This is a genomic window from Pseudoalteromonas sp. ABE4_541, assembly GCF_056312285.1.
Map to the genome: position 1 here is coordinate 196,701 of NZ_JBSVEM010000007.1, position 26,557 is coordinate 223,257.

The 26,557-nt window shown below is 42.5% G+C and carries 24 protein-coding genes and 1 pseudogene; 8 read left to right on the forward strand and 17 right to left on the reverse strand.

What is annotated here, in order from left to right:
• Position 1 precedes the first annotated feature (1 nt).
• The 4 genes from ACW689_RS09340 to ACW689_RS09355 form a co-directional block, all read right to left on the reverse strand.
• Positions 2-457, reverse strand: a complete 456-nt coding sequence (locus ACW689_RS09340) for a phage tail protein (RefSeq protein WP_476290621.1) — start codon at positions 455-457, stop codon at positions 2-4.
• Positions 458-508: 51 nt separating this feature from the next.
• The gene (locus tag ACW689_RS09345) at positions 509-955 is read right to left on the reverse strand and encodes a phage tail protein (protein WP_138597422.1); all 447 of its coding nucleotides are present in this window, start codon (positions 953-955) and stop codon (positions 509-511) included.
• 135 nt (positions 956-1,090) lie between these two features.
• Entirely contained in the window at positions 1,091-2,518 is a 1,428-nt protein-coding gene (locus ACW689_RS09350) for a phage tail sheath family protein (protein ID WP_476290623.1), read from the reverse strand.
• Positions 2,519-2,803: 285 nt separating this feature from the next.
• A complete protein-coding gene (locus ACW689_RS09355; RefSeq protein ID WP_476290625.1) occupies positions 2,804-3,202 on the reverse strand; it encodes a 3TM-type holin in 399 nt (132 codons plus the stop codon).
• Positions 3,203-3,429: 227 nt separating this feature from the next.
• Between ACW689_RS09355 and ACW689_RS09360 the strand changes: the two genes are divergently transcribed.
• Entirely contained in the window at positions 3,430-4,086 is a 657-nt protein-coding gene (locus tag ACW689_RS09360; RefSeq protein ID WP_476290627.1) for a substrate-binding periplasmic protein, read from the forward strand.
• A 10-nt stretch (positions 4,087-4,096) separates the two neighbouring features.
• Here the strand turns inward: ACW689_RS09360 and ACW689_RS09365 are convergent, their stop codons facing one another.
• Positions 4,097-4,513 carry a hypothetical protein gene (locus ACW689_RS09365; RefSeq protein ID WP_476290629.1) on the reverse strand — a complete coding sequence of 139 codons (417 nt, stop codon included), beginning with the start codon at positions 4,511-4,513 and terminating at the stop codon, positions 4,097-4,099.
• 182 nt (positions 4,514-4,695) lie between these two features.
• Here ACW689_RS09365 and ACW689_RS09370 point away from each other — a divergent pair, with 182 nt between their 5' ends.
• From ACW689_RS09370 to ACW689_RS09390, 5 genes are all read left to right on the forward strand, one after another.
• Positions 4,696-5,442: a hypothetical protein gene (locus ACW689_RS09370; protein WP_476290631.1), complete on the forward strand. Its 747-nt coding sequence runs from the start codon at positions 4,696-4,698 to the stop codon at positions 5,440-5,442.
• A 247-nt stretch (positions 5,443-5,689) separates the two neighbouring features.
• Positions 5,690-7,003, forward strand: a complete 1,314-nt coding sequence (locus ACW689_RS09375; RefSeq protein ID WP_476290633.1) for a serine hydrolase domain-containing protein — start codon at positions 5,690-5,692, stop codon at positions 7,001-7,003.
• Between the two features lie 16 nt (positions 7,004-7,019).
• Entirely contained in the window at positions 7,020-7,727 is a 708-nt protein-coding gene (locus ACW689_RS09380) for a response regulator transcription factor (protein ID WP_476290635.1), read from the forward strand.
• Positions 7,717-8,946, forward strand: coding sequence for an ATP-binding protein (locus tag ACW689_RS09385; RefSeq protein WP_476290637.1), 1,230 nt, complete (start codon positions 7,717-7,719; stop codon positions 8,944-8,946). The genes ACW689_RS09380 and ACW689_RS09385 overlap by 11 nt, the downstream gene beginning before the upstream one ends.
• Before the next feature lie 269 nt (positions 8,947-9,215).
• Complete coding sequence (locus tag ACW689_RS09390; RefSeq protein WP_476290639.1) at positions 9,216-9,641, forward strand: DUF2141 domain-containing protein; 426 nt, start codon at positions 9,216-9,218, stop codon at positions 9,639-9,641.
• A 173-nt stretch (positions 9,642-9,814) separates the two neighbouring features.
• Here ACW689_RS09390 and ACW689_RS09395 read toward each other — a convergent pair whose 3' ends face one another.
• Positions 9,815-10,429, reverse strand: coding sequence for an alpha-ketoglutarate-dependent dioxygenase AlkB (locus ACW689_RS09395; RefSeq protein WP_476290641.1), 615 nt, complete (start codon positions 10,427-10,429; stop codon positions 9,815-9,817).
• Between the two features lie 285 nt (positions 10,430-10,714).
• On the opposite strand from ACW689_RS09395, the gene ACW689_RS09400 reads away from it, so the two are divergent.
• Positions 10,715-11,089, forward strand: a complete 375-nt coding sequence (locus ACW689_RS09400; RefSeq protein ID WP_476290643.1) for a hypothetical protein — start codon at positions 10,715-10,717, stop codon at positions 11,087-11,089.
• Between the two features lie 611 nt (positions 11,090-11,700).
• Entirely contained in the window at positions 11,701-11,871 is a 171-nt protein-coding gene (locus ACW689_RS09405; protein ID WP_476290645.1) for a hypothetical protein, read from the forward strand.
• A 340-nt stretch (positions 11,872-12,211) separates the two neighbouring features.
• On the opposite strand, the gene ACW689_RS09410 is transcribed toward ACW689_RS09405, so the two are convergent.
• From ACW689_RS09410 to ACW689_RS09460, 11 genes and pseudogenes are all read right to left on the reverse strand, one after another.
• Positions 12,212-13,111, reverse strand: a complete 900-nt coding sequence (locus ACW689_RS09410; protein ID WP_476290647.1) for a hypothetical protein — start codon at positions 13,109-13,111, stop codon at positions 12,212-12,214.
• 391 nt (positions 13,112-13,502) lie between these two features.
• Positions 13,503-14,492: a transposase gene (locus ACW689_RS09415; protein ID WP_476290649.1), complete on the reverse strand. Its 990-nt coding sequence runs from the start codon at positions 14,490-14,492 to the stop codon at positions 13,503-13,505.
• A gap of 93 nt (positions 14,493-14,585) precedes the next feature.
• Positions 14,586-15,166 (reverse strand): annotated as a pseudogene (locus ACW689_RS09420) (transposase); the annotation flags it as partial.
• A gap of 103 nt (positions 15,167-15,269) precedes the next feature.
• The gene (locus ACW689_RS09425) at positions 15,270-15,767 is read right to left on the reverse strand and encodes a hypothetical protein (protein ID WP_476290651.1); all 498 of its coding nucleotides are present in this window, start codon (positions 15,765-15,767) and stop codon (positions 15,270-15,272) included.
• 403 nt (positions 15,768-16,170) lie between these two features.
• A complete protein-coding gene (locus ACW689_RS09430) occupies positions 16,171-17,088 on the reverse strand; it encodes a hypothetical protein (protein ID WP_476290653.1) in 918 nt (305 codons plus the stop codon).
• Between the two features lie 423 nt (positions 17,089-17,511).
• Positions 17,512-19,758, reverse strand: a complete 2,247-nt coding sequence (locus ACW689_RS09435; protein WP_476290655.1) for a GNAT family N-acetyltransferase — start codon at positions 19,756-19,758, stop codon at positions 17,512-17,514.
• A gap of 43 nt (positions 19,759-19,801) precedes the next feature.
• Positions 19,802-20,287: a hypothetical protein gene (locus ACW689_RS09440; protein WP_476290657.1), complete on the reverse strand. Its 486-nt coding sequence runs from the start codon at positions 20,285-20,287 to the stop codon at positions 19,802-19,804.
• A 13-nt stretch (positions 20,288-20,300) separates the two neighbouring features.
• Complete coding sequence (locus ACW689_RS09445; RefSeq protein ID WP_476290659.1) at positions 20,301-20,804, reverse strand: hypothetical protein; 504 nt, start codon at positions 20,802-20,804, stop codon at positions 20,301-20,303.
• Between the two features lie 93 nt (positions 20,805-20,897).
• A complete protein-coding gene (locus ACW689_RS09450; RefSeq protein WP_476290661.1) occupies positions 20,898-23,864 on the reverse strand; it encodes a hypothetical protein in 2,967 nt (988 codons plus the stop codon).
• A 96-nt stretch (positions 23,865-23,960) separates the two neighbouring features.
• Positions 23,961-24,599: a Pvc16 family protein gene (locus tag ACW689_RS09455; protein WP_476290663.1), complete on the reverse strand. Its 639-nt coding sequence runs from the start codon at positions 24,597-24,599 to the stop codon at positions 23,961-23,963.
• Positions 24,577-26,556, reverse strand: coding sequence for an ATP-binding protein (locus ACW689_RS09460; RefSeq protein WP_476290665.1), 1,980 nt, complete (start codon positions 26,554-26,556; stop codon positions 24,577-24,579). The genes ACW689_RS09455 and ACW689_RS09460 overlap by 23 nt, the downstream gene beginning before the upstream one ends.
• Position 26,557 lies beyond the last annotated feature (1 nt).

Here is a 26,557-nt window from a genome sequence, read left to right on the forward strand (position 1 = left end):
ATCAAGTGAAAGGAATTGGCACCGTGACTAAGTTTTGATAACTAAACGTAATGGATTCAATCAGCACATCATTGCGGGTCGCATCTAAGCTATCCCACTCCCAGCTTTCCATAAATGCACGCGTCACGAGCCAAGCCTTAGTTGGCAAATTGTTGTCATTCAGTAAAGTGATCAGAATATCGTTGCGAACAGCAAACTGATTCCACTGTGGCAAGCTAATAAAGTTGGTGATTTCGAGTGTACTGCCCGTGCGCAACACCCCACGCTTAAAAGTCAATGTGCGCGTTTGTTTGTTGCTGCCTACCGTTGCACGATTACCGTCGTATTCAATGGTTCGATTGACTTTAAGCCCACTGATCTCTTTAAAGAAAATATCGATTGGGTTAGGTATCGCCGCCGACGTGATCAAAGCCGCAAAACGATACCCCACCATAGGTGTGGTAAGTTCTTGAATCATAATAATGTCCAAAAAAGGGCACAAATGTGCCCAAGACAAGGAGAAAGAAAATTAGTGGAATTCGATCTTAATGTCGTCTGCCATCATTTCTAATGACTCAACGCTTGCCTCATTTGAACCACCATTAATGCTTGGTGCAGTCAGCTTTTTAGGGAATGCATTGATCACCTTCCAAGTCACTAACGGTTGCGAACGGTCTTCGTTTGTTAGTGAAATCGTGATGTCTTTTTTATCAACCAAGTTTAAGCTGATAGATGAGATCCAATCATAGAACTGACTCTTCTGACGCACTAAACCACGCTTGAGTGTGATATTCACATCCGTTGGTTGCCCAGGCATGTGCTTCTTACCGTAACCATCTTTGTAGGTGATAGTTTCAACGCCGATATCTAAACCTGATACTTCTGAGAACGGGATGCTCTCTTCACCAAAGCTCACGACAAAACGATAGACCGGGATCGGATATTCTGCTGCGATGTCTGCTGCTGTAGTAGCCATAAAAACTCCAAAAAATAATAATTTCTGACACCTAAGTTGCACAGCAACTCAGGTAAAAATAAACAAGAGGAAAGATTGGCTGAGAGAACCTAGAAACGTATAAATAAGTGCCTCAACCAATCTTGGTTGGGTTCATTAGCCTTCTAGGCTCTTATGCGAGAATGTCAGCACAATAAACTCAGCCGGGCGAACTGCCGCAAGACCGATTTCAATATTCATAATGCCGTTGTTGATATCGTCTTCGGTCATAGTTTGACCAAGACCTACATTGACGAAAAACGCTTGCGCTGGTGACTCACCAAAGAACGCACCTTGACGCCATAAGTTTTCAAGATAACTTTCAATCATGGTTTTAAGCTTTAACCATGTGAATGGCGTGTTAGGCTCAAACACCGCAAACTGCGTTGCTTTTTGGATTGACTCTTCAACCATGTTAAATAGGCGACGAACGGATACATAACGCCATTCATTATCATTACCAGCAAGCGTACGAGCACCCCATACAAGCGTGCCTTTGCCCACAAACGTACGGATAGCATTAATAGATTTACCTGAAATCGCATCTACGTTTAGGTTTTCTTGCTCAGTGCTATCGATTGCCAATACAGGTGCAAGTACTTGTGATAACGCCACGTTTGCAGGCGCTTTCCAAACACCACGGTCTTTATCCGTTTTAGCCATTACACCAGCAATTGCAGGCGACGGTGGCAACACAAGATAGTTTTTCGCAAGCTGTGCTTTAACCGCGTTATACACTTGCGCGTTGTAGTCCATATTGTCCGCTGTATCGTCTCCAAGTTTCGACAAGGCAACATCTTTGTAAGTCACTTCTTGAGTTGCTTGATCAATTGATTCAACCAGAGTGACCATGACCGCCGTTTCATCGTAACTACGCGCCATCGTTGTTTTTAAGTAAGGATAATAAGATGCGCCATACTTAAGACCTTGCGTGACTTTGTCACGTAAACGTGCTGAATCATGCGCAATTGCAGTTGTGCCATCAGGTGTTGTTTGCATTTGCACATCAACCAAAGCAAAGCGGTCCATGCGTTTTTCTGCGTGTTTAAGTGCTTTGTTTTGCACTTCATAGTGACCCGTTTCATCTAAGCCTATTGCTTCTGGTGATGAAATCAGTGTTACCTCATCTACCTTGTTTAACAGGTCAATTGCAGCCGTGTAAGCTTCTTTTGCAGCCATAGTGCCTGCACTGCCAATAGAAACCACATAACAAGCACCGCCACCGTTAGCAAAAAAGTGGCTCACTGCTTGATGCAAGAAGAATTGAGCATTAGGCGTCGAGTCCGCCATTTTAAAGCTACTGTTCGTTGTGTCTTTGACAAGTACGGTAAAGCTTTCTTGGTAAGGACCACCAAAGTTTGCTTCAAACTCAACCATGCTAGTGATGCGTACCGGCATGTTTAAGAAGTTGGCAGCATCACCGGCTTCGTTCAGCTTTGTGGTGTGACCAATAAACGCTGGGATAGCCGTAGCCACTTCAGCAACTGACGGCGGTAGAATTGATTTTTCTCTTACGTAGACGTCAGGGGTTTTATATTGAGACATAGTATTTCCTTTAGTTAATAGAACGCATTCTTAAAAGCCGAAACGGCAAGAATTATGGAGTGAGTGCCAAGCAAGTCTTTTATAAAGGCCTACCCACCAATAAAAATGGATAAACGTTTGGCGGGCCTTGCTTGGCACTCAGAAGACTGTGTGGGTTGTCCCACGGCTCCGCCTCATCAGTCACAACTGATGTTGAATTTTTTAATTTGTGCAAAGAAGACGATGGACTATGAGAAGTGTGAAAATAAAATTTAAAATTACCTGAAGTGAATGATGTTCAAGTGTTTATCGTGCAACACCTTGTAGCTTTTCTACCGTGCGCAAACCGGCAAGCCCTAACATGGCAAGTGTTAACTCCATCATGGCATCAAGTGGGAGTTGAGGCGTACCAACCTCAGGCCACAACCACTGTAAAATTGGGTTAACGACAAACGCAAATAAAAAACCTAAGCCACATACCCACATTAAAAATGGTCGCGCACCAGCCACCCATAAACTGCGATGAGAAGCTTGAACTTGATTAATTTTGCTTTGCACGAGATTGGGTTGCTGTGCCACTCGCTGTTTGAGTATTTCCAAATTCAATGCTTCTTCATCACTGGTAAACAACTCGTCAAGCAAAGAGCCTATCGCAGCTACAGGCGCCTGTGCATTTGACGTGAATAACGCTGACAATAATCCCATAAGCATCTCCTATTTAAGATTGTGAATAACGACTTTGAACTTAAGTCACAAATGGTCAACTCAGTAAATTTATACGCTTGGTCTAAACTATTAATAAGCAGCTGTTAGCGGGTGTATTTATGACAATGCGACTCATTTACTTAGTTCTTTTACTTGTTTTAACTTCTGTTCAAGCTCAGTCTGAAATAACCAAGCTGATAGGAGGACACAACGCATGACCCCCCTACATGAAAGAAAGTGGACACGGTCTAATCAATGACCTTGTTTCGGCAGCCTTTCAAGCACAAGGAATTGAGTTTGAGTTAAAAACAGCTCCATTCAGCCGCATTGTAATGATGGTTGAAAACAATCAAGTAGACTTGGTCGCAGCACTGTGGACAACCAAACAAAGACGTAAAAGCATGTTCTTCAGCGCACCTTACTTTCACAATGAACTGGTACTCATTAGTAAAAAGACCCACTCAATCGACTATCAAGGTATTGAAAGCTTGCGCTTTCGGAGTGTAGCCACTGTGCGTAGATACAGTTATCACGCGTTACTCGATGGTATTGATGAATTAACCATCACCGACGTACTCAATTTACATACCTGCTTAGAGTTAGTGCTCAAAGACAGGGCTGAACTTGCCATAGCCGATTATCTCGCCTTTGAATATGAACGCTCAAAAACCCCTGAATTTAGTCAATTGGAAGCGTACTTCCCAGCGCTTATTCGCTGGCCACTGCACATTAGAGTGAGTAAGGAGCACCCATATGCTGAGCAGATCATCACGCGCTTTAACCTTGGCCTGGCGCAAATTCAAGAAAGTGGCGAATACAATGAAATTTTATCAACTTACATTGAAGAAAACCGATTCAAAGAGGCCTTTATTACATCCCCTTAACTCGCCTCACTTAAGCCACGGTTAACTTTGTTTGTCCCGCATCGGTAAACTCAATACTAATATTGATCACGGGAGCCGGGTCGGGCGCCCCTTGCGGGTTTTGTGCAGGCTTGGATACCTGTAACAGCGCCATCACTTTGGTATCTTTTGTTACCAAACCCGTTTTAGATTTCCCTTTAACGGTTAAATTGGGTTTGCCTGAAATCGCCTTGCCCATGGCGATACCGCCTTTAAACGCAGCATTGTCATAATTAGATTGAAATGTTTGTAACCACTGTTTGACATCATCTTCCACCAGCACCGCTTTCCCCCCTTGAGAGAATTTGTTTTTTGTTGCCGAAGAAATTTTGTCACTGGTTTTTACCAATTGCTGTGCGCCATTCACAGTAATTTTAATGGCCGCACCATCAACACATACAAGTGGCATGTTAATCCTTATTCTGCAAAATCGAGCTGTTATTTGTTAGACGCTTCATCCCTAGAAGTGTGAAAAACAAATTCGACTGTATAAATTTCAATCTCAAAAATTTCACTTTAAAAGGGACAATAACCCGCTTAATGTAAAACAGAGTATTCAACTCAGTGACTATTTAAAACAAGGAAATGACAATGAAAAAACTCGTACTTGCACTTACATTTGGAGTTGTAAGCCATAGCGCAACCGCATCACCAGTCGTTTATGACACTGACGGCAACGCAGGCCGTGTAACAACTTTTTATAACGCACCAGTAGAAGCGATGGTGACACAATCAAGCTCAGCCTACGACGTGCGTATTTACACACCGCACTATACAAACCGTGAGCCTTGCCAAAGCGCAGCAGTTTATGACCAAAACACAGATGCTCTCATCACCGTACTGTCGGCTGATTTTCAGATCTTGTCAGGTAACATTCCCAAAGGACACGAACATAAAGAAAAATATGTTGAAGCAACATGCACCGATGAGCAGGGCAATCGTCAAACCTTAAGACATAAACTTGCTCCGGCACCAAAAGTGACTTTTAACAGTCAACTTGAGGTCGCTAATTGGGTTGACTCCAACGGACGCAATCCAGGTTACTTTCAAGATGTCACCTATAATGCACAGCTCAACCTAACGACCAATGAGCCAAATGGCTACTGCCGCTCAGCGACGTTAGTTGGTCAAGCGCCAGAACTTTTAAATGAGCGCCACAAGTTTGATTTCCATAGCGATGCTTTCTCTGTAACAGGCGAGGCTAAATACAACGCCCGTGCCAATGTCCTTGTTAGCGAATTAATTTGTAAAAGCACAGGTGGTACAACGCGCGCCGTTGAAATTTGGCATATTAATGAGCAAGAACAACGTCGCGAATATTCTGTGGAAGTGTTTTAAGCGCAAGGTTAAAAATACCTTATACCATTAACCCGTTTAACTAAGTGGTCTGTTTTGGAGCAAGGAAACCTTGTCGACAGATTGAAAAATAAGGGTTATTGCGGATTGGTATTATAACACGCTATGCAAAGCAACACGTTTGTGTGTTGCTTTCATTTATTCTTCCCTGTGCATTTTACATTGAGTTTACTTAGGCTGATTTAATCTATTACGCAACAAATACAAACCTAACCATTAAGGTATCACAATGCGTAATTCAACATTTAGTGCAGCGAAAAGTACATTAGCTTGTATCATCTCAGCGGCTTTACTGGGTATCGCGACAACCAGCCTAGCAGCACCGACTATTCAACCTACAAATATAGTTCAACAGACTCATCAACAAAGTGCAGCAAATGCGCTAGAGACAAACATAGAAGCGCTGCTTGCTGAGCACCAACTTCCCGGTATGGTCCTGATGGTCAAACATCAAAATAAATTAGTGCACTACAATGCCTACGGTCGAGTCAATGTGGATAAACCACGACCGATGGCCAAAGACGCCCTATTTCGTCTTTTTTCCATGAGTAAACCCATTACCTCAGTTGCCTTATTACAGTTGGTCGAAAAAGGCCAAATTGCATTGCATGACGACATTCGCAAATTCTTGCCTGAATTTGAGGTGTTCGAGGTAGATAATCAGCCACAAATCGTTACGGTTCATCATTTACTCTCACATACAGCCGGCTTTGGCTATGGCGGTGGGATTAAAAATTGGGTCGATATTCGCTACTTGCTCGCCAACCCATTAAGCCGAAATAACACCTTAGATGATATGGTTGATGATCTATCCGGTATCGACCTTAAATTTGCGCCTGGGGAGCGTTTTGAATACTCCATTGCGAGCGATATACAGGGTGCTATTATAGAAAAAGTGAGCGGACAGACCCTAGACACTTACCTCGCTGAGCACATCTTTAAACCGCTGAACATGGCAGATACACATTTTTTTGTACCTAAAAACCAACAACACAGACTCGTTGATATGTATGAATATGACGCTTCAACCTTTGAGGAAGCGCATACTTACAATAAAGAGAAACTCCTATTTGTTGAAGAAGGAGCAGAGAGCGAATACCTTGAAAAACCAGCATTACTTTCTGGCGGTGGCGGTCTCGTATCCAGCGCAATGGACTACGGCAACTTTGTTTCCATGCTTTCTAATAAAGGTAAATTTAACGGGCATACGCTATTATCTGAGCAACTCATCGACATGATGCTGAGTTCAAAAACACAGGGGCTCGATACCCATTTCATGCCTAGGCTGTACAAAGGTGCGGGCTTTGGTTACGGTGTAGGAGTTAAAGAAACAGCGGGCGATCTGCGTCAACAAGGTTCATTCTTTTGGGCAGGCATGGGGGGAACCGTGTTCTGGAGCGACCCTAAATCACAGCTTGAAGTCGTTGCGATGATGCAAGTAGAAGATGGCTGGATCGCCCTGGAGAAATGGCTTATTCCGCACATTTATAAACTCATTGAAAATCGTTCTGAGCAATCTTCAACAGGCATGGGTATCAGGTAGTAATAAAGGATAATAAATGGCAAATATTCTCGTGGTAGAAGACGATATGGATATTGCACAAGGTATTGCCGAGTTCTTAGAGCCAAAAGGCCATGAGCTCGACTTTGCTTACACAGGCAAGCAAGCGCTTGCCTTGCTTGAACAGCATCAATATCAACTTGTCCTATTGGACATCAACTTACCTTTTGTTAATGGGTATGACATTTGCCGTTATTTATCTGATAATGCTTTAGGTCAGCATTTATCTAAAGTTCCGGTGATCATGATGTCATCGCGATCTCACGAGCAAGACATTGTTCAGGGGTTTAAATCTGGTGCTTGGGATTATTTAAAAAAACCCTTCTCATTTGCTGAGCTATCAGCACGCATTGATGTTGGATTAATGAAATCAGCTTCGCGTACTTCATTAACACAAGTAACCGCTTATGCTGGAGCCTCATTAGATGACGATACACTATTATTTTCATATCAAAACCGTTCGCTACAACTGCACACAGTGGGCTACGAAATATTAAAACTATTGATGACCAATGCTCCTAACGTGGTTAAAACAAGCACCATCCACGCACACTTATGGCCCAGCGATACCCCTGATAGCGATCCGCTAAGAGCACATATTTATAAGCTCAGAAAGCAACTAAAAGCGGCATTTCAACAGCCTTTTATTGAAACTGTTAAAGGCGTTGGTTATCAGTTTTTGGTAGATGAAAACGATGCTATTTAAACATGCAAAGCAACCTACGTTGCTATCTCGAGTTAGACAACACAGTATGTGGCTTGCGCTAACGCTGTTTACGCTATTTTCTTTCATGACGCTTTTCATTGTTTTTGCACTTGAAGATGCCGTGTTTAAAGATCAGTTACAACAAACCTATCGCGCCATACAAAAAGGCGCCTCATTGCCCGAAAACTACGACTGGCTAAAAGACACATCTCAATTCAAAGTCTCTGACAGCGAGCAAAAGAAGTACTTCGAGTTTGAAGATGACTTTGGCGAGTTTAAACAAGCGGATCAGCATTTTCATTTTATGAAAACGGAGCACGGGGTACTCATACTCAACAGCTCAAAGCTTGGCATCATCACCCGAGTTATTGATGATATTTTACTACTGTTACTATTTATGCTCTTGCCTACTTTGCTCTTAACCTACTGGTTTTCAACAAAGCTATCGGAAAAAGCCTTAAGTCCATTTAACCGAATGTACCGTATCCTTGCTAAAGAGCGCACACAAATAAGTGAGGTGAAAGCCGAACTGGATAATATCGAAGAACAAGATATTCAGCTACTTAGCAAAAAGCTGATTGATGCACTGGAACAGCAAAACCATATGCTGCAAACGCAGATCGCTTTTAATCAGGGTATGGCTCATGAGATCAGAACGCCTTTACAAGTTATGTCACACTCAATGGAGCTGATTGGTGCTTCTGAGCCAACCATTGTAAAACTAAAGTCATATCAGCGCTTGGAAAAATCCATCACGAGAATGCACCGCATCAGCAGCGCTTTGCTATGGCTAACTTCTGACGCACAAGAAAGTCACAAAAGCTGTGTTATTGACGTGATAGAACACGTGCTTGAGGAATCTCACACGTTATTAGAAATGCACCAAATTAACGTCAAAATAAATGAGTGTGACCAATCAAAGCCATTGATATTGCCTGTGCCTGAAGTTGTTTTAGAACTGGTGGTACTCAATTTACTCACCAATGTTGTCCACCATTGCCAAGCCGCGCCAAGCGACAAATATTGGCAAATAGACATTAACCAATCAAAAGTGACGTTTAGCAACCCTAACGGGCAAGATGAATTTACTGGGCCTAGCCAAGAGCGCTTTGGATTAGGGCTACAGTTAGTCAACGCACTTATGCAAAGATTTAACGTGACTTTTGCTTCTAAGCATGATGAACAAGAGTTTAGTGTGCAATTGAGCTTAGGTGAGTAAGTAGTAAATAAGGCGCAAAAATTCTGCGCCCTAATCGCGACTATTTTCTTGGTAGCGCCAGCTGAAGAGCTTTAGTCAGTAACACCGCAAAGGCACTGAAATGAGCCATCCCACCGAACACTTGGGATTAAATTCTTTCTTTTTATCCCATTGATGACATTTGTAATGCCATGTCATGACATCTCACACAGGTCACAGTGAAAATCATTTTATATAGTAGCCCTACATTAAACGAAACAAACAAATCAAACGAAACAGGATTACTTATAATGAAAACAATCAATCACAGCATCAAATCTTTACTGCTAGCAACAACCCTTTTCAGCACACATTTATTGGCACAAGATGTGACTTTAACGGTCACCGGTGTTGAAACACATCAGGGCGTTATAAATGTAGCCGTTTACAACTCTGAGGAAGGACTAAAGCAATATAAAGCGTGGCATACAACCAACAAGCCCGCCTCTGCCGATACGGTTAGCTTTACACTCAAAGATGTACCCGATGGTGAATATGGCTTTATGGTCTATCAAGATGTGGACAATGACGGAAAACTAGGCCGTAACTTCATGGGCATTCCCAATGAGCCATACGGGTTTAGCAATAACCCAAGATTGATGGGGCCGCCTCGCTTCAAACAACTGGCAGTGGCCGTTAATCCTTCAGTAGAAAACGTGATTGTTGATTTACGCTAAGAAAAAGACGCTATAACAGCTTCGGTACCTGGAACGACTCATCACAAATGGAGAAGCACCAATTGGCTTTTAAAAGCAGGCGCTTTCTCCTTTCTAAAAAATTTGAAGCACGCTAACCTCACTAACAACTGTAACCAGTTAATTTTAAATTCAATTTAAGTAACGCATTTAACCTATGACTCAAGCGCTCTGGCCTCTGATTGCGCGTTACCAAACTGCCGAAATGAGATATTAAATCGAGGCCCCATGTCGCTGGTGCCACGGGCAACAGCATGTTCATACATATCTTGAAAACCTTTGCCCATCACAAGCAATGATCCATGTTCTAAGGTGACACTTTGTTGTTCACTCGGCTCATTTTGAGAACGAATTAAAAACTCTCGCTGTGCACCTAAGCTTATTGAGGCGATTACATCCGTGGAACCAAAAGCAGGTAAGTCACTATGAAAACCAAGGCTTTCCTCGCCATTTGGATAATACAAACACACCGCAACAGCTAAATTCATCCCCGTACATTGCGCAATTTGCTGCCTTAATTGCTCAAGCTCAGCACACGTATCCGCGCGGCGACCATGGTGTAAAGGAAACTGATCCGAGCTGGCCAAATTCGGCGCTAAAAACATCATACGCCAAGGTAAGATACTGCTCCGCCTACCATCTGGAAACTCTATCTCTTCAGGTTCTGACAAATCAAATTCGCTCATGAGCCAATTAAGTAATGACGCGCTCAATTCATCCGACATAAAGTTTGAATAGTAGTAAGCGTTACAAGCTAGGGGCAGTTTCACAGCATGTTCCTTCTTAGCGAATACTTTGTGTTACTTTAGCTTATCTTCGAGTTTAAGGCCGTGCTTTTTATGCTAAAACGGTGTGTAGAACTAATTTCGAGCCGAGGAATAAGCTTTGTTTCAATATTAATTTATTGAATTAAAAACCTTTATGAATCTACACGACAAAAGCAAGGCTTGACCACCTTAACGCTTTGCTGTTATCTATTAGGTACAAACAATTCAACCATATTCATAAAGTGCGTACGAAATGTGAGTTCAGCCAATCAAGATAGGAGAGAATCAATGCCAAATTTAAACTCGCTAGTCTATGGATTGATCTCCGTGTTACTCGCGCTGTGTACTGTTTTCGTATTCATTGACAATGATAATCGCGCAATTGAGATTGCAAAAAGTAAGCCTCTAGCATCTTATTTTAGGGTGTGTGGCCATTCACCATGGGTAACTGTTTTGTCTGACACGCAATTTAAGTTTGGAAGACAAATTTTTGATTTAGAGGGTGTGATCACGCAAATCAAATACGAATTTTATGAATACCCTTTTTCAACTATCGGCATTCATGCCAAAGAAGAAGTATCAAGTGGTGTGGTTACGCGACTGACTAGCGATATAAAATATGTGATACCCGACAGCCAGATTGTGTGGAGCTATTATAAGTAAATGTGTTGAACAAGGCTGAGTTTTGCACAGATTTTATTACGATATACCGTTTAACGTACTGCAACTTGTTCATTCACCGTCATGACTATGGTGCCATCTTATAAATCAACGATATGCCTTGCGGCAGTGCTGACTGTTGTCATCATTCATCATAAGAATATTCAGCATTGTAAGCCTTTGTGTTTTGGCTATTGCTCTGCTTGAACGGCAAAGTTGTTTAGAAAAAGTAGCTGTTTGCTTCCGGTTGCGTTTGTATTGACTCACAGTCATCTGGATGATTTACCTCAAAACCAACAACTTGCTTCACATTTCTTTTTCTGAATGGCTGTATTAGCTACCGATATTCTCTCATTTCCTTTGTGCATCCTACTTGTACATACATATTTAAATCTTCTTTATTATTTTATTCAATAATAGGCTTCACACTGTTTGAAATCATATAGTCATGATGTTAGCATCGAATTAGCCTGTCCCTAATAGAGATTCAAACTCTATATGATTTAATAGAATGACATTGACAGGCAGTCGAGATAATAATTCTCGTAGAGCTACCCAATCAGAAGTATTGATGGTGGATATTTTATTTATCAGACACCTCTAAGGAAGATAAAATGAAAAAAGAATTAAACCTAAAAGCACTAAAAAAAGTAGTTGGTGGTAGCAGCGTATTACACCCTGTGAGACCTGCTTCGTCAGTACTGCACCCAGTAAGACCTGCTTCGTCAGTACTGCACCCAGTAAGACCTGCATCATCAGTACTACATCCTGAAAAACCGATGTAATCACAAAATGCAGTTCTGACTAGATTTTAGGAGCGTATTCAGTACCCTTGTATTTCCCTATCATTTTGCTTTATCTAGGGTAATAAAAGCAAACTGGCTCCTAACTTCTAGTACCTCCGAGCACTGTAAGTGCACTCTTTCACTGCCCACCAGCTAAACGTCCTAGCCTGCATCACATAATAGAGCTCATGGGAAACTCAACCCTTTGTGGCCTTAACATCTTAAATCATCTAATTACACACGTTGACTAAGCGTAGTTTAAATTAGTTGTGAGATTCGTTGTGAAGCAAGAAACTTGGCCCTTTTTCTTTTTAAAGATCTGTCAAAAATCAGCCTCACCTTAATCCATGTAAGGATTAGATGGATCAATATTTGCTAGGGCTTGTGGTTTTGCATGGGTTTTATCTTGTATACCATGCTCCAAGTTAAATGACTTTTTGGCTGCATCAAGTAATTTGACTTCATCACTAGACAGTGACTGACGACCCATTTCGTATATCGCGACTTCAGCTAACGGTTGTCGGGCATACCCTGTTGCCCCTTGCTCGCCAAAGGTAAGGCTCGTTGTCGCGACTGAATCTCGATTAACCAGCGCGACCAACATCACCCCATCCGTAGCAAACCCGGTTAAACCACCATCTTGAGTAGACCACTCTTCAATTCGCCCATGCTCAGTTTCTTTAATATTAAGCCCCGTTTGCGCTTGCGCCGCCGCCTCACCGGGGCTAGGCAAATTAACGCCAGCACTCGCCTCTCCACCGAGTGTCATATTGTCCAATATCTTTTTTGCTTGATTTGGGTTGGTACCGCGAAAAACAACTACGAGACTAGCATTTGCGCCCGACAGAATTTCCTCTGCTTTACTTTGATTTGGCACGCTTTCAAATTCTTGCTCAAGCTCAGTCAAGTTTTTAGCACTTTTAATCAAATATTCATGCCCTCCCGTTAATGCATTCCAATATGCCCGTAATGCAGTGCCAATTGCAGTGTCTACTTGAGACAGTACAACGTTAAAGTAAGTATATACGTAGTTTGCCAAGCTCCTATTAATAGCAAGATTATGTGGATTAATACCGCCAGCTCCACGAGTCGTTTCAAGGTCCCTTAAAAACTCAGCTAGGCTAACTGGCGCACCATTCTTTTTTAACCCTTTGCTATTAGGTTGTATCGGTTGTACTTGTTGTGCAAGCATCGCGGCTCTACTATGTGAAGATTGAGATTGTAGACGTTTTTTAAACATAAGTTTCCTTTTCGTCGTTGGGTGAATTGCAGTTAATTGGAATGGTTTTAAATGTGCACTGGGATGTGCACGTATGGATAGATGGGTTTTGTAGGGAAGGTTCACTATGACATACCGAAAGCGGGTGCTAACCAAGCTTCCGCAGAGAGTTTATCTGTCACAGAACTGCAAACCAAGACCAAGTGCAAACCAAGACAGCCATATTTAAATTATCAAGTAAACAAAATACATAAACCTCTGCCTTTGACATTTGTCCGTCAAAAGCGCGTCTTCACATTATTTTTTGCTTTTATCAGAGATATTTAGGCTTAATTTCAAAGTATCAGGCACGACTCCACCTACTGTATCAGCATAATGGTGAGTGGTGTTTCGTTTGAGGTTATCGGATAGTTCAGCCGAACAGTTGCTTACAATGACCTATACTGGCTCGCCGCTTTACTTCTAAATGCGCGTAGTAGCCATCAAGTTTATTCAGCCGCCCTACTGCACCTTTAAACACTAGGGTAAATTGTGTGGTGAGTTTTAACCAGTTTTCAGGGGCAATGTTTAATCGCTCTAAAATAGGCAATGTGTGCTGCTCTATGTGTCCGCGTTTATCTTCTCGCATACAGCGGCCGGTTAGTTCGACTAACTCTAGGTAAGACTTTAATTCGAAAGGGAGCCCTTTGGGCATGTGCTTTCTGGGGCTGCCTGCGAAACGGGCGAGTTGCTTGGGTTGTTTTGCCTCTTTCGCGGCGTTATTTTTTACAGCATCAAGGCGTTTTTGCACGCTGGTGTGGTCAGAGTCTTCTGGTGTTTTCGCCATCTTCGCTCTGATGGGGTTTAAATCAACATACGCCATACAGGCTGCCAAAGCGGCTTCATCTAAAAGCGCTTGAGATTTAAAGCGCCCTTCCCAAAAACGACCTGTGCAGTTATCTTCTTTATTGGCTTTTCTAGCTATATCTTCATTGAGTACACGCATAAACCAACTGATATCCGCCAGTCGCTCTCGATAATCTGCAATGGTGCGATTTAGAATGAATTGTTGCCCCTTATCCAGCTTATCGCCTTGAAGAAACTTCTGCGTAAGTAGCGTGCCTTTGAATAACTTGTGCCAGCGAATAAGTATGGCTTTATCGTTCAACCGCAGGGCTTTTTTATCATCCACATACAACACAACATGGGTATGATTACTCATCACCGCATAAGCACACACATCGATACAAAATACTTTGGCAAGCGCTAAAAGCTTGTCCTCTACCCATTGCCTGCGGTGCTCATAGCTTTTACCGGTAATCGTGTCATCCCCACACAAAAATGCACGGCGTACACACCGCGAAATACAGTGATAATACTTCGTATCAACCAAACTCACCTGTCTTTTACGCGCTGTTGCCATAACGATTGCCTACCTTTTAATCAGATAACTAAAAGGTAGGCAATGAATGAAAAATAAGCAAATAAAAGTGGGTGTCTTGTTTATTCCTTTTTTTGCCATCTTCGCTCTGATGGGGTTTAAATCAACATACGCCATACAGGCTGCCAAGACGGCTTCATCTAAAAGCGCTTGAGATTTAAAGCGCCCTTCCCAAAAACGACCTGTACAGTTATCTTCTTTATTGGCTTTTCTGGCAATATCTTCATTGAGCACGCGCATAAACCAACTGATATCCGCCAATCGCTCCCGATAATCAGCTATTGTGCGATTTAAAATGAATTGCTGCCCCTTATCCAGCTTATCGCCTTGTAGAAACTTCTGCGTAAGTAGCGTGCCTTTAAATAACTTGTGCCAGCGAATAAGTATGGCTTTATCGTTCAACCGCAGGGCTTTTTTATCATCCACATAAACACAATATGGGTGTGATTACTCATCACCGCATATGCACACACATCGATACAAAACACTTTGGCAAGTGCTAGCAGTTTGTCTTCTACCCATTGCCTGCGATGTTCATAGCTTTTGCCTGTTATCGTGTCATCTCCACACAAAAATGCACGGCGAACACACCGTGAAATACAATGATAGTATTTCGTATCAACCAAACTTACCTGTCTTTTACGTGCTGTTGCCATGACGTATGCCTACCTTTTAATCAGATAGATAAAAGGTAGGAAATGAATAAAAAATAAGCAAATAAAAGTGGGTGTCTTGATTATTCTTACTCTTTACATACCTTCACTTCTTGAGTTGCTCAATCTTGTCTTTAACAGCTTTTGGCGTTTGTGGACGACTCGACTTCTTGGCTAGCTCGTTTGCTCTTTCAATTAAATCATCAGGCATCGGTTCTAATGGAATTTGTAGCTCATCTAATTCTTCTAGCTCAGCCTGGTAGTACGGACTCCTATTTTTTGCTCTATCAAAGCCTATATCAATAAAACCAACACCATACATTGCCATATGATTTACCCACTTTCGGTTGAGTTGCACTGTCTCCGCCCAATAGTCATACCCTTTTAAACCAAGATCTTGTGCTGGCTGTACTACCCCCTTCCAGTAATCCTTAATATGAAAATAGACACGATCAGGGTCCTTATATCCTGCTAATGCAGCAGCATAACGAATTCTGTCCTGACCCTCACCCAAAATAAGCCTATAATCAATTTTTTTCCATGGTATAAGCTCAGTACCTTTTTCGGCTACTTTTTTAGGAATCTCTTTTCGTATTACATTCATTGGTTTCTCCTGTATTTAAGTCTAATAAGTAAAAATGAGGAATGATTTTGTTCCTCGTTAGTTATTCACTTTCCCATCAGAAAGACACTTTTAAACTCGAGCACTCCTGTCACTAACGGGAAGTGGACAATTACAATAAAACGCCTCTTGCTCACTCCCTACACCTTGTACATTTCTCCACTCTTCAAACCCTATGCGTTGCAAAATACGCCTAGAAGCCTGATTATGCACCCAAACAGAAGTAGTTATTTGTGTGATCTTTAAACGCGTAGCAAGCATTCGAATATGTTAAACCGCAAGTTCAACCTGTTTTTTTGCGACTCAGACTCTAGTAATTTTGCGAATGGAAAGCTGGGGATGTGTTTCTAGAGAGAAACTAAAAACATAAGACCTGACTCCATGACTACTCCCTTTCTGTATCTCCATTTATAGACGTAATAACATCTTTCAAATAATCAGGTCCTGCTGTCATAGCTGTTTCTATTCTCGACTTTGAGCTACTCGTCAATTGATATTCTGATGGGTGTGTCAATAAGTCCCGAATATCACCTAAAACAGGTATAGAATTCCCAACTACTGACGCAACAGGCTCTGCCCAAGAGGATTCTCTAAACCCGACCCATATTCCTGCCATCGTCGTATTTATTACATCTGACATTAAAGAGCTTTCTCTGACCTCCGAAATGTACCCGTCAAGATCTAATAAACTGCCTAAAACGTCATTAAAACTATCCATCCATTCCCGACCCTTTCGATACTGTTTAATGATATCGAGCTTCCATTGGCGTGCGGCTCCTTTATTTTGTTCCGTTCTTAAAGGTTTTTGTCCATTAATTTTCGGATTTTGCCCTTGCTGCGATGCTTGCGGGTTATCTTTTTGAACAAGTGTTTCACCTTGCAGCCATCTAGTGTGAAAAGTTTCAATTTCTTCAAAAAGATACACAGGGTGATAGTTTAAAATCTTATGTAGTTCATTCGAATGATGAGTCACAATTGAGTTTACCCATATACCACTTAAGATAGAATTATCTAATGGTTTATTAAGTGAGTTCGACCACACCCCAAGCGTGTTATTTTCGAATAGGACCTCATCATCGTTTAACTCAGGCATATGAGTGCTACTCCACTTTCCTTTACTCTCTACAAGCCAATTTTTGTAAGATTGAGTGGTGTTTCTCATTCCTTCTTGAATAGCTTTATTAACCTTATCGACTTTAGTTAGCCTAAAGCTCAAAGTGCCTATAAATCTATCCCAAGCACCGGGCCGCTTGCTGATTATTTCCCTTACTTGTTCTACATTAGGTTCATATTTTTGATCCATGCTTCCTCTCTTATTTGCTAATTACCCAAAATAAATATTGAGTACCTGATACTTTCCTCTTAATGTTTTAGGAGCACTTTATAAGCTTTGAGATCAGGTCTTGCGCTTCAGTTAAGACTCGTGGAAAAGTCATAAATCTAGGATGTTAGCCGCTTATTATCTGGAAAAAACAAGACATTCACTTTATTTGCCCTCTAACGATACAAGCGCAAAAGCACCTGCCTCGAATGGCTGTTTAACCTTATTCCTATTTTCCACTCTGCCTTTTACCCAGCTCAGCCAATATTTAATATACTTAGCGAAGCACCGCACCAATGCTTTTTGCTAGTATAAGCAGCTGATGTTTACTAAAACGGTTTACCCATACCTTTCAGGCGAGTCCTATTCATTTTTTACTGCTCGTTTTTTCAACTTAACTACATTTCATTTATTTTTAAGATATAGATTCAAACAATAAAACACCTCTTGTTCACTCCCTTCACCTTGTGCATTACCGCACTCTTCAAACCCTATGTGTTGCAAAATACGTCGTGAAGCGGTGTTATGCCTCCATGCAGAAGTGGTTGTTTGTTTAATATTTATACGCTGAGCAAGCATGTGAATATGCTCAACCGCTAGTTCAACACCCATTTTGCCAAACCCTTGACCTTGATAATCACTACCAATCCAAAATGATAGATGGGCACTGGCTGCTGAAACGGTTGGGCATGGTTGTGCTTGCTCTTCAATCTGCTCACCTTGTGTAGACTCGGGCTGAGACTCTAAATCAATTACAACACCACCTACAAAACCCAATGCGCTGTGTATTAAGGCTAAGTGTGCTTTTTGTCCATTATCACCTTCTTGCTGCCAATGGGGCCACTGTTGCTCAAGTTGCGCAAAGCTGTCGAGTTTTACACCGCGAAGGCGCTGAGCAATGTCCTTACGTCGGTACTGCAAGTAAAACTCACCCAAATGCTGCTGACCTAACGGCAGCAATTGCAACTGCTGATTATCATCCAATTCAACGCAGTGATTGATTGCATGCTCAAACCAAGTAAGTTGTGTAAGGCGCGTTTGATAGGCTGCAATATCATTATGTAGCTGTCGCGCTTGTTTATCATCTGGGCTTAACTCCAGCGCAAGTTCGATGCACTGCATGGCGAGTTTTTCTTGTCCTGTAGCATGTGCCACCAGCGCCAAGTTATGTAAACAAGCTGTGTTAGGTTCATCCAGTTCCATTAAAGCCAAAAAGCACTTTTTCGCCAATTGCCAATAACTTAAATCAATAGTAAATAGCCCCAACTGGAATATAAATTCATCGCGCTTGAACGAGGGCACATAAACCCGCCAAACTTGTGCTAATACTTGATGCCAAGTCAGCCTTAAATCACTTGGCACTCCCTGCTCTAGCAAGCGTGGTAAAAAAAGAGCTAGAAGCTTAGGTTCATACTCATATTGGCGCATAAACGCTAATATTTGCTTGTTATTCAGAGCCTTAGTCGCCCCAGCTAGGCTTTGTATGATGCGCTCACAATCTTCAGGCGATTGCTTAGCGAAGTAACGATAAAACGTCTGCTGTGTATGCCTATATAGTTGCTGTGTTTGACTCGATTTAACATGCATCAAAGTAGATTTTTTACATTGATGACTGCTGCCTATCAACTGTGAAAATGGCGTATTTTCTGCCAATAATGCCGAGAAATTGATCGGAATCCTTATACCTACTTCGTTGTCGTTTTTGGGAAGTGTGATATCACCATCCGAATCTGTCGAAAAATCGCTCACTAGCATTAAACTTCCCTCGCACAATGATTGCTCAAGTCCAAAGAGTAAGCTGTATGCTGAAACTGGTAAGGCGAACGTTTGACAAACGCCTTGTTGTGAATAGCGGTGTAATACCCGAGTAAAATGCGCCTTAACTTGTTCAGGGAGTTGTGACATCACCTGCTCTATGCTCGTGTTTTGCCAACGATAAGCTAATTGCGAGTGATTATTAGGTGTGGTTTTCTCATTTTTTCGAGCCCCTGCTTTTTCCCATGCCAGAGGCAACGCTAACGGTGATTTGCTTTCTAAAAGCAACTTGGCAACTTGCGCTATGTACAAGTCTTGATAATGTACTTGGAGCACCATTTGTGGCAATTGCGACAATACGCCATTGGCAATAAATACCGTGGGATTGGCAGTAAAATCTAGCCAATTTTCATTGTTATCATACTCAGGTAGCTGCATATTTTTATCTAGCTGCCAGTGCAAGGTGCTCACTAGGTTATGCTGCTTATAATGTTTAAAGTAAGGGTGCTCAGTGAGCTTAGCTAATACAAGTTGCTCTGCGTCGGCAAAAAGATAACACAGTTTTATATCTGTAAATTCAGGCTGCGCCAGTGCTGAAATCAGTTTATCTAGCAAAGCCAAACCAAATTGCCCAGCACCAGCTTGTGCTTGCACTATATAAATAGGTTTATTTAAGTTAAATAACTGGTTATTAACACCATCGTACAGCCAAGCAACGATGCTTTGCGCATAGGCTTCTAGCCATGCTTGATTAAACCAACTCGCTTGCACACTCGCCATCGGAGTGGTAGGCCAAATATCAGCATCCAGTGTTGCTTTATATTCCCCTGCTAATGAGGCGTTCTCTGGTATTTGTGTCGCTAGCGGGGCTGGCGAAAGCGAGGCTATTTCAAGCATATTAATTCCTGTTCAATGCTTCTAACGTTAAAATCTAGAATAATCAACGCATTTTAATAATGTAACGAATGGGTTGAATGGAGTTGTCCACCAACGGTGCCAAATTAGGAGTACCGTTTAGACCGTCACAAGCTAAAAATCCGTCGGGGACTTGTGCGCCGCAGTAAAGTAAAATACACCCAATAGGCAAGTTGGCTGATTGCGTATTAGCATAGGTTGTATTTTGGCTTGCCGGTGCGCTATAAACTTGGCTCGTGGGTGTTGTACTGCTTGATGAAGGGGCACCGAGTAGCTGCCCCTCAACAATTAAATCCCCTTGAATACACACACTCTGTTGAAAAACCGTGTTGGCTTGATGGTGCTCTGGCAGTGAAAAGCTCAGTACTTGCCCTGCTGCCGACGACTGCTTGGTAATGCCATCATCACTTTGAATGAGCGCTGCATCTAAAAACTCGGCAAACTGCGCCTGAGTGGGTTTTGCCCCAGTAATAAAGTAGCGCTTTAACCGTTCACGCAGTGTGGTAAACATGGGTTATAGACAATTAAGGGTTAGATACAATAACACGTTCTTGCCATGTGTCATTCGACAGGCTGAGGATACTGTGTTTTTGTACTAAATCGTTTTCAACGAGTTTAAGCACAACAACGGCAACATCACCCAATAAGCGCTTGAGTGACACATCTAAATCATAGATTTTGCCACCTAAACCATCATCGTTAATTGTAATAGGGTAAATGCCTCTGTCTGGGCCATCTTTAACAAGCAAATAATCTCCAGCAAAGAACTCTGTTGCCCCATAGTTTGCAGGCTCGATTGGGTTGGCAGGCAAGTTATCGCTGGCAGCCACAACACGACCGGCATAGCCCAGTACATCGGCAATGTCTTCTACACGGTGTAAGTCTGTTACTTGCATATCAAGGTATTGGTTCATATCGGCGCGCACTTGGTATATCGCACTGTTGAGTAAATTTAAGCTTTTGGCTTTGTTGCTATCACGAGCGCTCAGCTCTTCCAATTTTTGGATCACGTTAACGAAGTTATTCATAGAAGTTTCCTTTGGTAGGTTTAAAGTTGAAGTGGCAAGCCCAGTCAAACTGCACCACGCTTGCTATTAGTGAAATGAATGTTTGGTAAAATGTTAAGCCGTTGGAATATTAACGACTTGCATGATATTGCCCTGTTCAAGGTAAGTTAACCTAAATGAACTTGAATGTGCATTGAGTAAAATATGATTTTGATCCGCTATTGCAAACAATAGATCATGATTTATTGCAAATGGCTGCCCATTGTTATAACTGGCCAAGAGCGTGTTATTTACAATATCGATTACCGTAAAATAGTGCTGATAATTTTGCCCAACGAAGGTTGAAAACCAAATACCGACTAAACGATCTTTTACAATGTAAAAGTCATGAATTGTGAGAGTATCCGATATACCTGGGATTGAAAAATCCGTTTTAACGTTTGTATTTTGCGATAAAAAGAAGCTGTCTTTATCACCCGTGGTCCACGAGATCTGACCTTCCCCACCTTCTAAATAAAATATTTGAGAATATAGATAAGCCTTATTGAACATACCGCTATAAGTGGCCGTAAGATTGCTCGTTACACCAGGTGAAAAATTGCTGTTATCAAGGTCATAGACATCATTCTCCGTCAAAACCCTAAGCAAAGTGCCATCACCAACAAAAAGTGCATTTACCTGCGCATTTACTGGGTGAGAAGCAAACGCTCCTTGTGTATCCATACGTAAAACAAGCGATTCAACCGGTGCCGCGTCAACCACTTCAATATGCACGTAAAGGTAATCAACGTCATGATAGAGCGCATGTATCTTGTGCTCTTTACCCACATACGCTGAGTCAAAAAAGAACGCTGCTTGTTCTAAATCCAATGTCCCATCAATGGCAGAGCTTTCCTGTCGGTAAAAACTCAACCTTGCCCCACTCACTTCAATCGCATACAGGCTGTTATTGAAGCTATATAGGTAAACATTATTTGGTCTTGGAAGTGCTAATAAACCTGATTGACCAAAATTTAAGTCCCATCGCCCAAGTCTTTCTCTGATAATGCATGTACCCGAGTTATGCTGCACAGTGTAGTATTGATAATCAAGAAGTTGCGCTGTGCCGTATTGACCCATGTGAGAAACAGGCGTTAAATCTTTAAAGCCATATTTATCCAGAAAATCAAAAGGCACTTCCATTTCACGCAAGTGAGCTTTTAATGAACGCGCAAACCATGCGTCAAAATCCCAATTTTGACCTGTTTCTGCCAATAAACTGGCGGCCACTTGGCCCATTGAGATATTCGACGCATCCAAGTTGCTCAGAGCATTACCATCACCAATAAAACGCGCCGCTTGAACACTTGAGTTAGCAACCGAGCCTGCTTGTGTAAAGTCTAGCTGCGAAGGCAAACGTGTAATATCTAAACTGCCACTTGTCATATTATCGGCGTTAAGAGCCGTTAATCCTGCCCCATTACCTGAAAACGTTTTGTTTTCAAGGGTACTCGCAATTTGATTACTGGCGATTTCACCTTGTAAGCTGCTCGCGTTAATCGTGGTGTTTTGTACCACTCCTTCAACCCAAGCTTGGTCGCCCTTAATGGTTAAACCATCAAAAACAATGCCGTCTCCTGGCTGGTAGTTAACAACATCATTACGCTTGCGCCATGTTAAAAGCACTTGCGTATTAACTGCACTTACCTCACTCACAGTCCAAATTGAGTATTCAAGGACGCTGCCCTTTAACACTTCGACAGATATGCCAGCTGACAGCTCTTGCTCAGGTGTATTGTCAAAATCCTCAGCCAGTAACCAAGTATTATCTGCTTGTGCTACCCACACTTTGTTTTCTGCAAGCTCATCTTGAGCACTAAACAACACCCTGTCACCAGCTTGAATAAGATGACCATTAACAGCCTCTGTTGGCACGCCTGCGGTCAAATCATAGTTATCAGTGAACACTGTCGCGACTTCTTTCTTAAACTTGATGCCCGCTTGGAGAAGCGCTAATTCCTGATCGACATAACTTCTAGTGCTATCGAACGCGCTTTTTAAATCGCCTGCCGAGACTACGCTATCTATGGTGCCGCTGTCTAAGTCACTGGCCGTGGCAAACTTTGCGATCCCGAGTGTTGATTGGCTCGCTTCATTCAACAAGCTGTTATCAATCTTGCCACCGCTTAAATTACTAACGTCTAAACCTGTGACTTGTGAGCCATCACCAGTTAACCTTGTAGCATACACATCTTCGGCCGTAAGACTTGCCGTACCAGTCCCTATTACTGTGGTTAAATCAATTTGTTTGGGCAAGTTTTCGTTTGCAAGGTTAGTTACTTGCGTACCATCACCAACCAGTGAGGTCGCATTCACCGTTGTCGCAGTAAGTTGCTCTGTTGTTAAGCTGGCTATTCCTTCGCCAGTTGCGGTAGTTAAGTCAATTTGTTTGGGCAAGTTGTCGTTTGCAAGATTAGTCACTTGCGTGCCATCGCCATTTAAATAGCTCGCGTTGACCCTTGTTGCACTGATCTGTTCTGCCGTTAAGCTTGCCTCTCCTGAGCCCGTTGCCACGGTTAAGTTAATTTGCTTAGGCAGGTGCTCGTTAGCAAGATTAGTCACTTGCGTGCCATCACCATTTAAATAGCTCGCGTTGACCCTTGTTGCACTGATCTGTTCTGCTATTAAGCTTGCCTCTCCTGAGCCTGTTGCCGTGGTTAAATTAATTTGCTTAGGCAGGTGTTCGTTGGCAAGGTTAGTCACTTGCGCGCCATCACCAACAATCGCTTTTGCCGTCACTTTAGAGTCCGCACCAATTTGCGTTAGATCTACTTGCTCAGGTAAGCGTGCATTATTGACCGTGCCCACACTCAGTTGGTCAGCATCTAGATTAGTTAGCTGACTACCATTGCCTACGATATTCGTCGCACTCACCGAGGTTGTTTTACCATCGCGCATTAAGTTAATTTCGTCTTGCAAACGCTCATTGGCAATTAGGTCTGTGGTTGCGGCATCAACGAGTTGGCCGAAGTCTTCTTGCGTTGGAATATCTCCACGCTGGAAATAGCTTTTAATTTCAGCATTACGGTCTGAAGTACTCATAATTGTCCTTTGTGATCTTTAGATATAAATGTCAGCCGCAGAGCGAGCGCTCAACACTAGCCGAATAAGGAGTTGGTTTAAAAAAGAAAGAGAAAGTTAGCTGGGCTTGTTATCAAGTTTGTTGTTCATTTCCTTGATGATTGGCAACTGAACAGGGTCAAATACCGGCATTGGAAGTGATAGCGAGTAGATAACGGTTGGTTTTGGCGTGCTGCCGAGTGCTTGCCACACTTGTCCTGTGATTTTTTCGCTGTGTTCATTACCGAATAACTGACTGCGAACCCCATAAGGCGAAATATCAATTTGTTGCGCTTGCATAATATCTTCGGGGATAAAATCAAACTTACCTAAACCAGCAATTAAATGACTTAAAAACAAATGTTCAATTTCAGCACCTTGCTCTTCGTCTTTACTCCACACCGTCATCATGTAGCTAAGCGATACAAATCTTGGTTCAATAAACCGAGTACGGTGGGTTTGCGTAAAGTTCATTTGCGTGCGTGGAGGTTCACTTTGACGGCGCTGAATATCCTCGCTGATCCCAATTAAGTAACAGTTAATAACTGGAATATCACTCACCATTTTGTCAAAAAACGCCTTGTCGGGCGCTTGAAAGCTCAACTTGGTTTGTGCTCCCCCCAAACCAAGTAAAGCGCTGTCGCTATAGGGTAATACGGTTTGCTCAAGTAAGGTTTTAAGTGCTTGTTGCACTTTATAAATAAGCGTTGGGTCCATGTTTGTCTCCGTGTAACCAATTGGTTAGAGATTGCTGCGCCATAAAACCACCATGTTGTTTAGCCATTTCACGATGAATGGCCATGGCGACTTCGTTGCGGCTAATCAGAGGTTTATTGGCCATTAAACTTTGTAACAGCGCCACTTCACAAATATTGATGATTTGTGCGGCGCTCAGTTCAAACAACGCGGCAAGCTTGTTGATGCCTTGCTGTAAATGGCTATCGGCATTGTCTGCCAAATGGCGCGCCCAAACAGCGACTCGCTCATGTTCGGTAGGTAAAGTAAATTCAATTACCCCGTGAAAACGCCTTAAAAACGCTTCATCTAAATTGTTTTTAAAATTGGTGCTCAATAGCAATAACCCTGAGTAATGCTCCATACGCTGCAACAAATAACTTACACCCATATTGGCATTTTTATCATGACTTGATTCTACTTCGCTGCGTTTAGCAAAAATCGCATCCGCTTCATCAAACATCAGTACCGCGTTATTGCGCTCAGCGGAGTCAAACAATTTAGCCAAGTGCTTTTCTGTTTCCCCAATCCATTTACTGGCAATATTGGCCAAATTAACGATGTATAAAGGCAGTTGCAGTTCGCCCGCAATGGCTTCTGCTGCCATAGATTTACCCGTGCCAGGTTTACCCCAAAACAGCGCTTTACAGCCTTGATTGAACCTTGGCAACCGAGCTTGTAAGGTGGCTTGCATATTCACTCGCGCCACCAATTCATGTAGCTGAGTTGCCACTTTATCTTGCAGCATCATGTCTTTTAGGGTGTAGCGTGCTTGGCACAGCTTAGCTAATTCGTCGCAATGCTGACTTTGCGCTTCAAAACAAAGTCCTTGCAGTGTTTGCCAATAATCGCTATCACTTTGTTGTCTGGCTCTCTTGGCTAAGTGCTGCATATTGGCAAGCGCCACAGGGTATTTAGCAGCCAGCTGATTTGCGAAGGTTTTATCTTCCTCTGTTGGCATCTCACTGGCACAAAGCGCCAACCACGCTTGGGCACGCTGTGCAAGGCTAGGCTCTTGAATAGTCTCACTGTATGTATTCGCAAAAATATCGCCAAGCGTCACGTCTTCACTTTGTGTGACTAAAGTGAGCGTGTTATTTGCCCTAAGCAAAGCGCTTAATTTTCTAAGATACGCTTTTGGCAGCGAGGCTAAATTAGGCCAGTACAACAGCACGGGCTCACCACTTGCCTGCAACAACAAACAGGCCAACTCCCCTACGACATCAGTCAAGTTAATCTGCTCTGCTTGCTCGTTGATATATTGTGCAGCTTTAACATGATGTTGAATGGCATTTTGTGCGACAAACCACTGATTAAATTGTTCATCGCCACCATTTAGTTGCACCAAGTTAAAACGCACCAACGCATGCTGCCCATAACCACTAGCGCTAAACACGGGATCAACCTGTGACGGTGACAATGAAAAATAGCGCAGTTGCGCACTATCATGCTCTCCAAAGCACAAAAACGACTGTAAAAAAGCAGCAAGATGAACACAACGCTGTAAATCAAATACCTCGCTTTGTAGTCGCAACAAGCCCCATGTAAACACGGGTGAGCTTTGATTAATATGCGCCATGCTCTGTTGTTTATTTAGAGCGCTGTCGACCAAAGTCAACAGCTTATCTAAACTCAACATTGGACCTTGTTCAAACCAGCTGAGACCTAAAAAAGGGGCGATTACATCAGGATCTTGCTCTTGCAAATACACTAAAGCTAACATGCGCATTTCTTGCGATGAGAGTGCAAATAAGCGCATTACATGCATAAATCGAGGTGTAGAAATGAGTTTATCGAGCACTTGGTGCAGCTTTGCAAAAGCATCTCCAATTTGATCGTTTTGTGATTTTAACGCATCAGCAAATTCATACAGCCGATGCGCAGTTTCTCGCTCTAGCGCACTTTGTTCGCTATCAAGACTCAAGGCATGGCGTGGCATG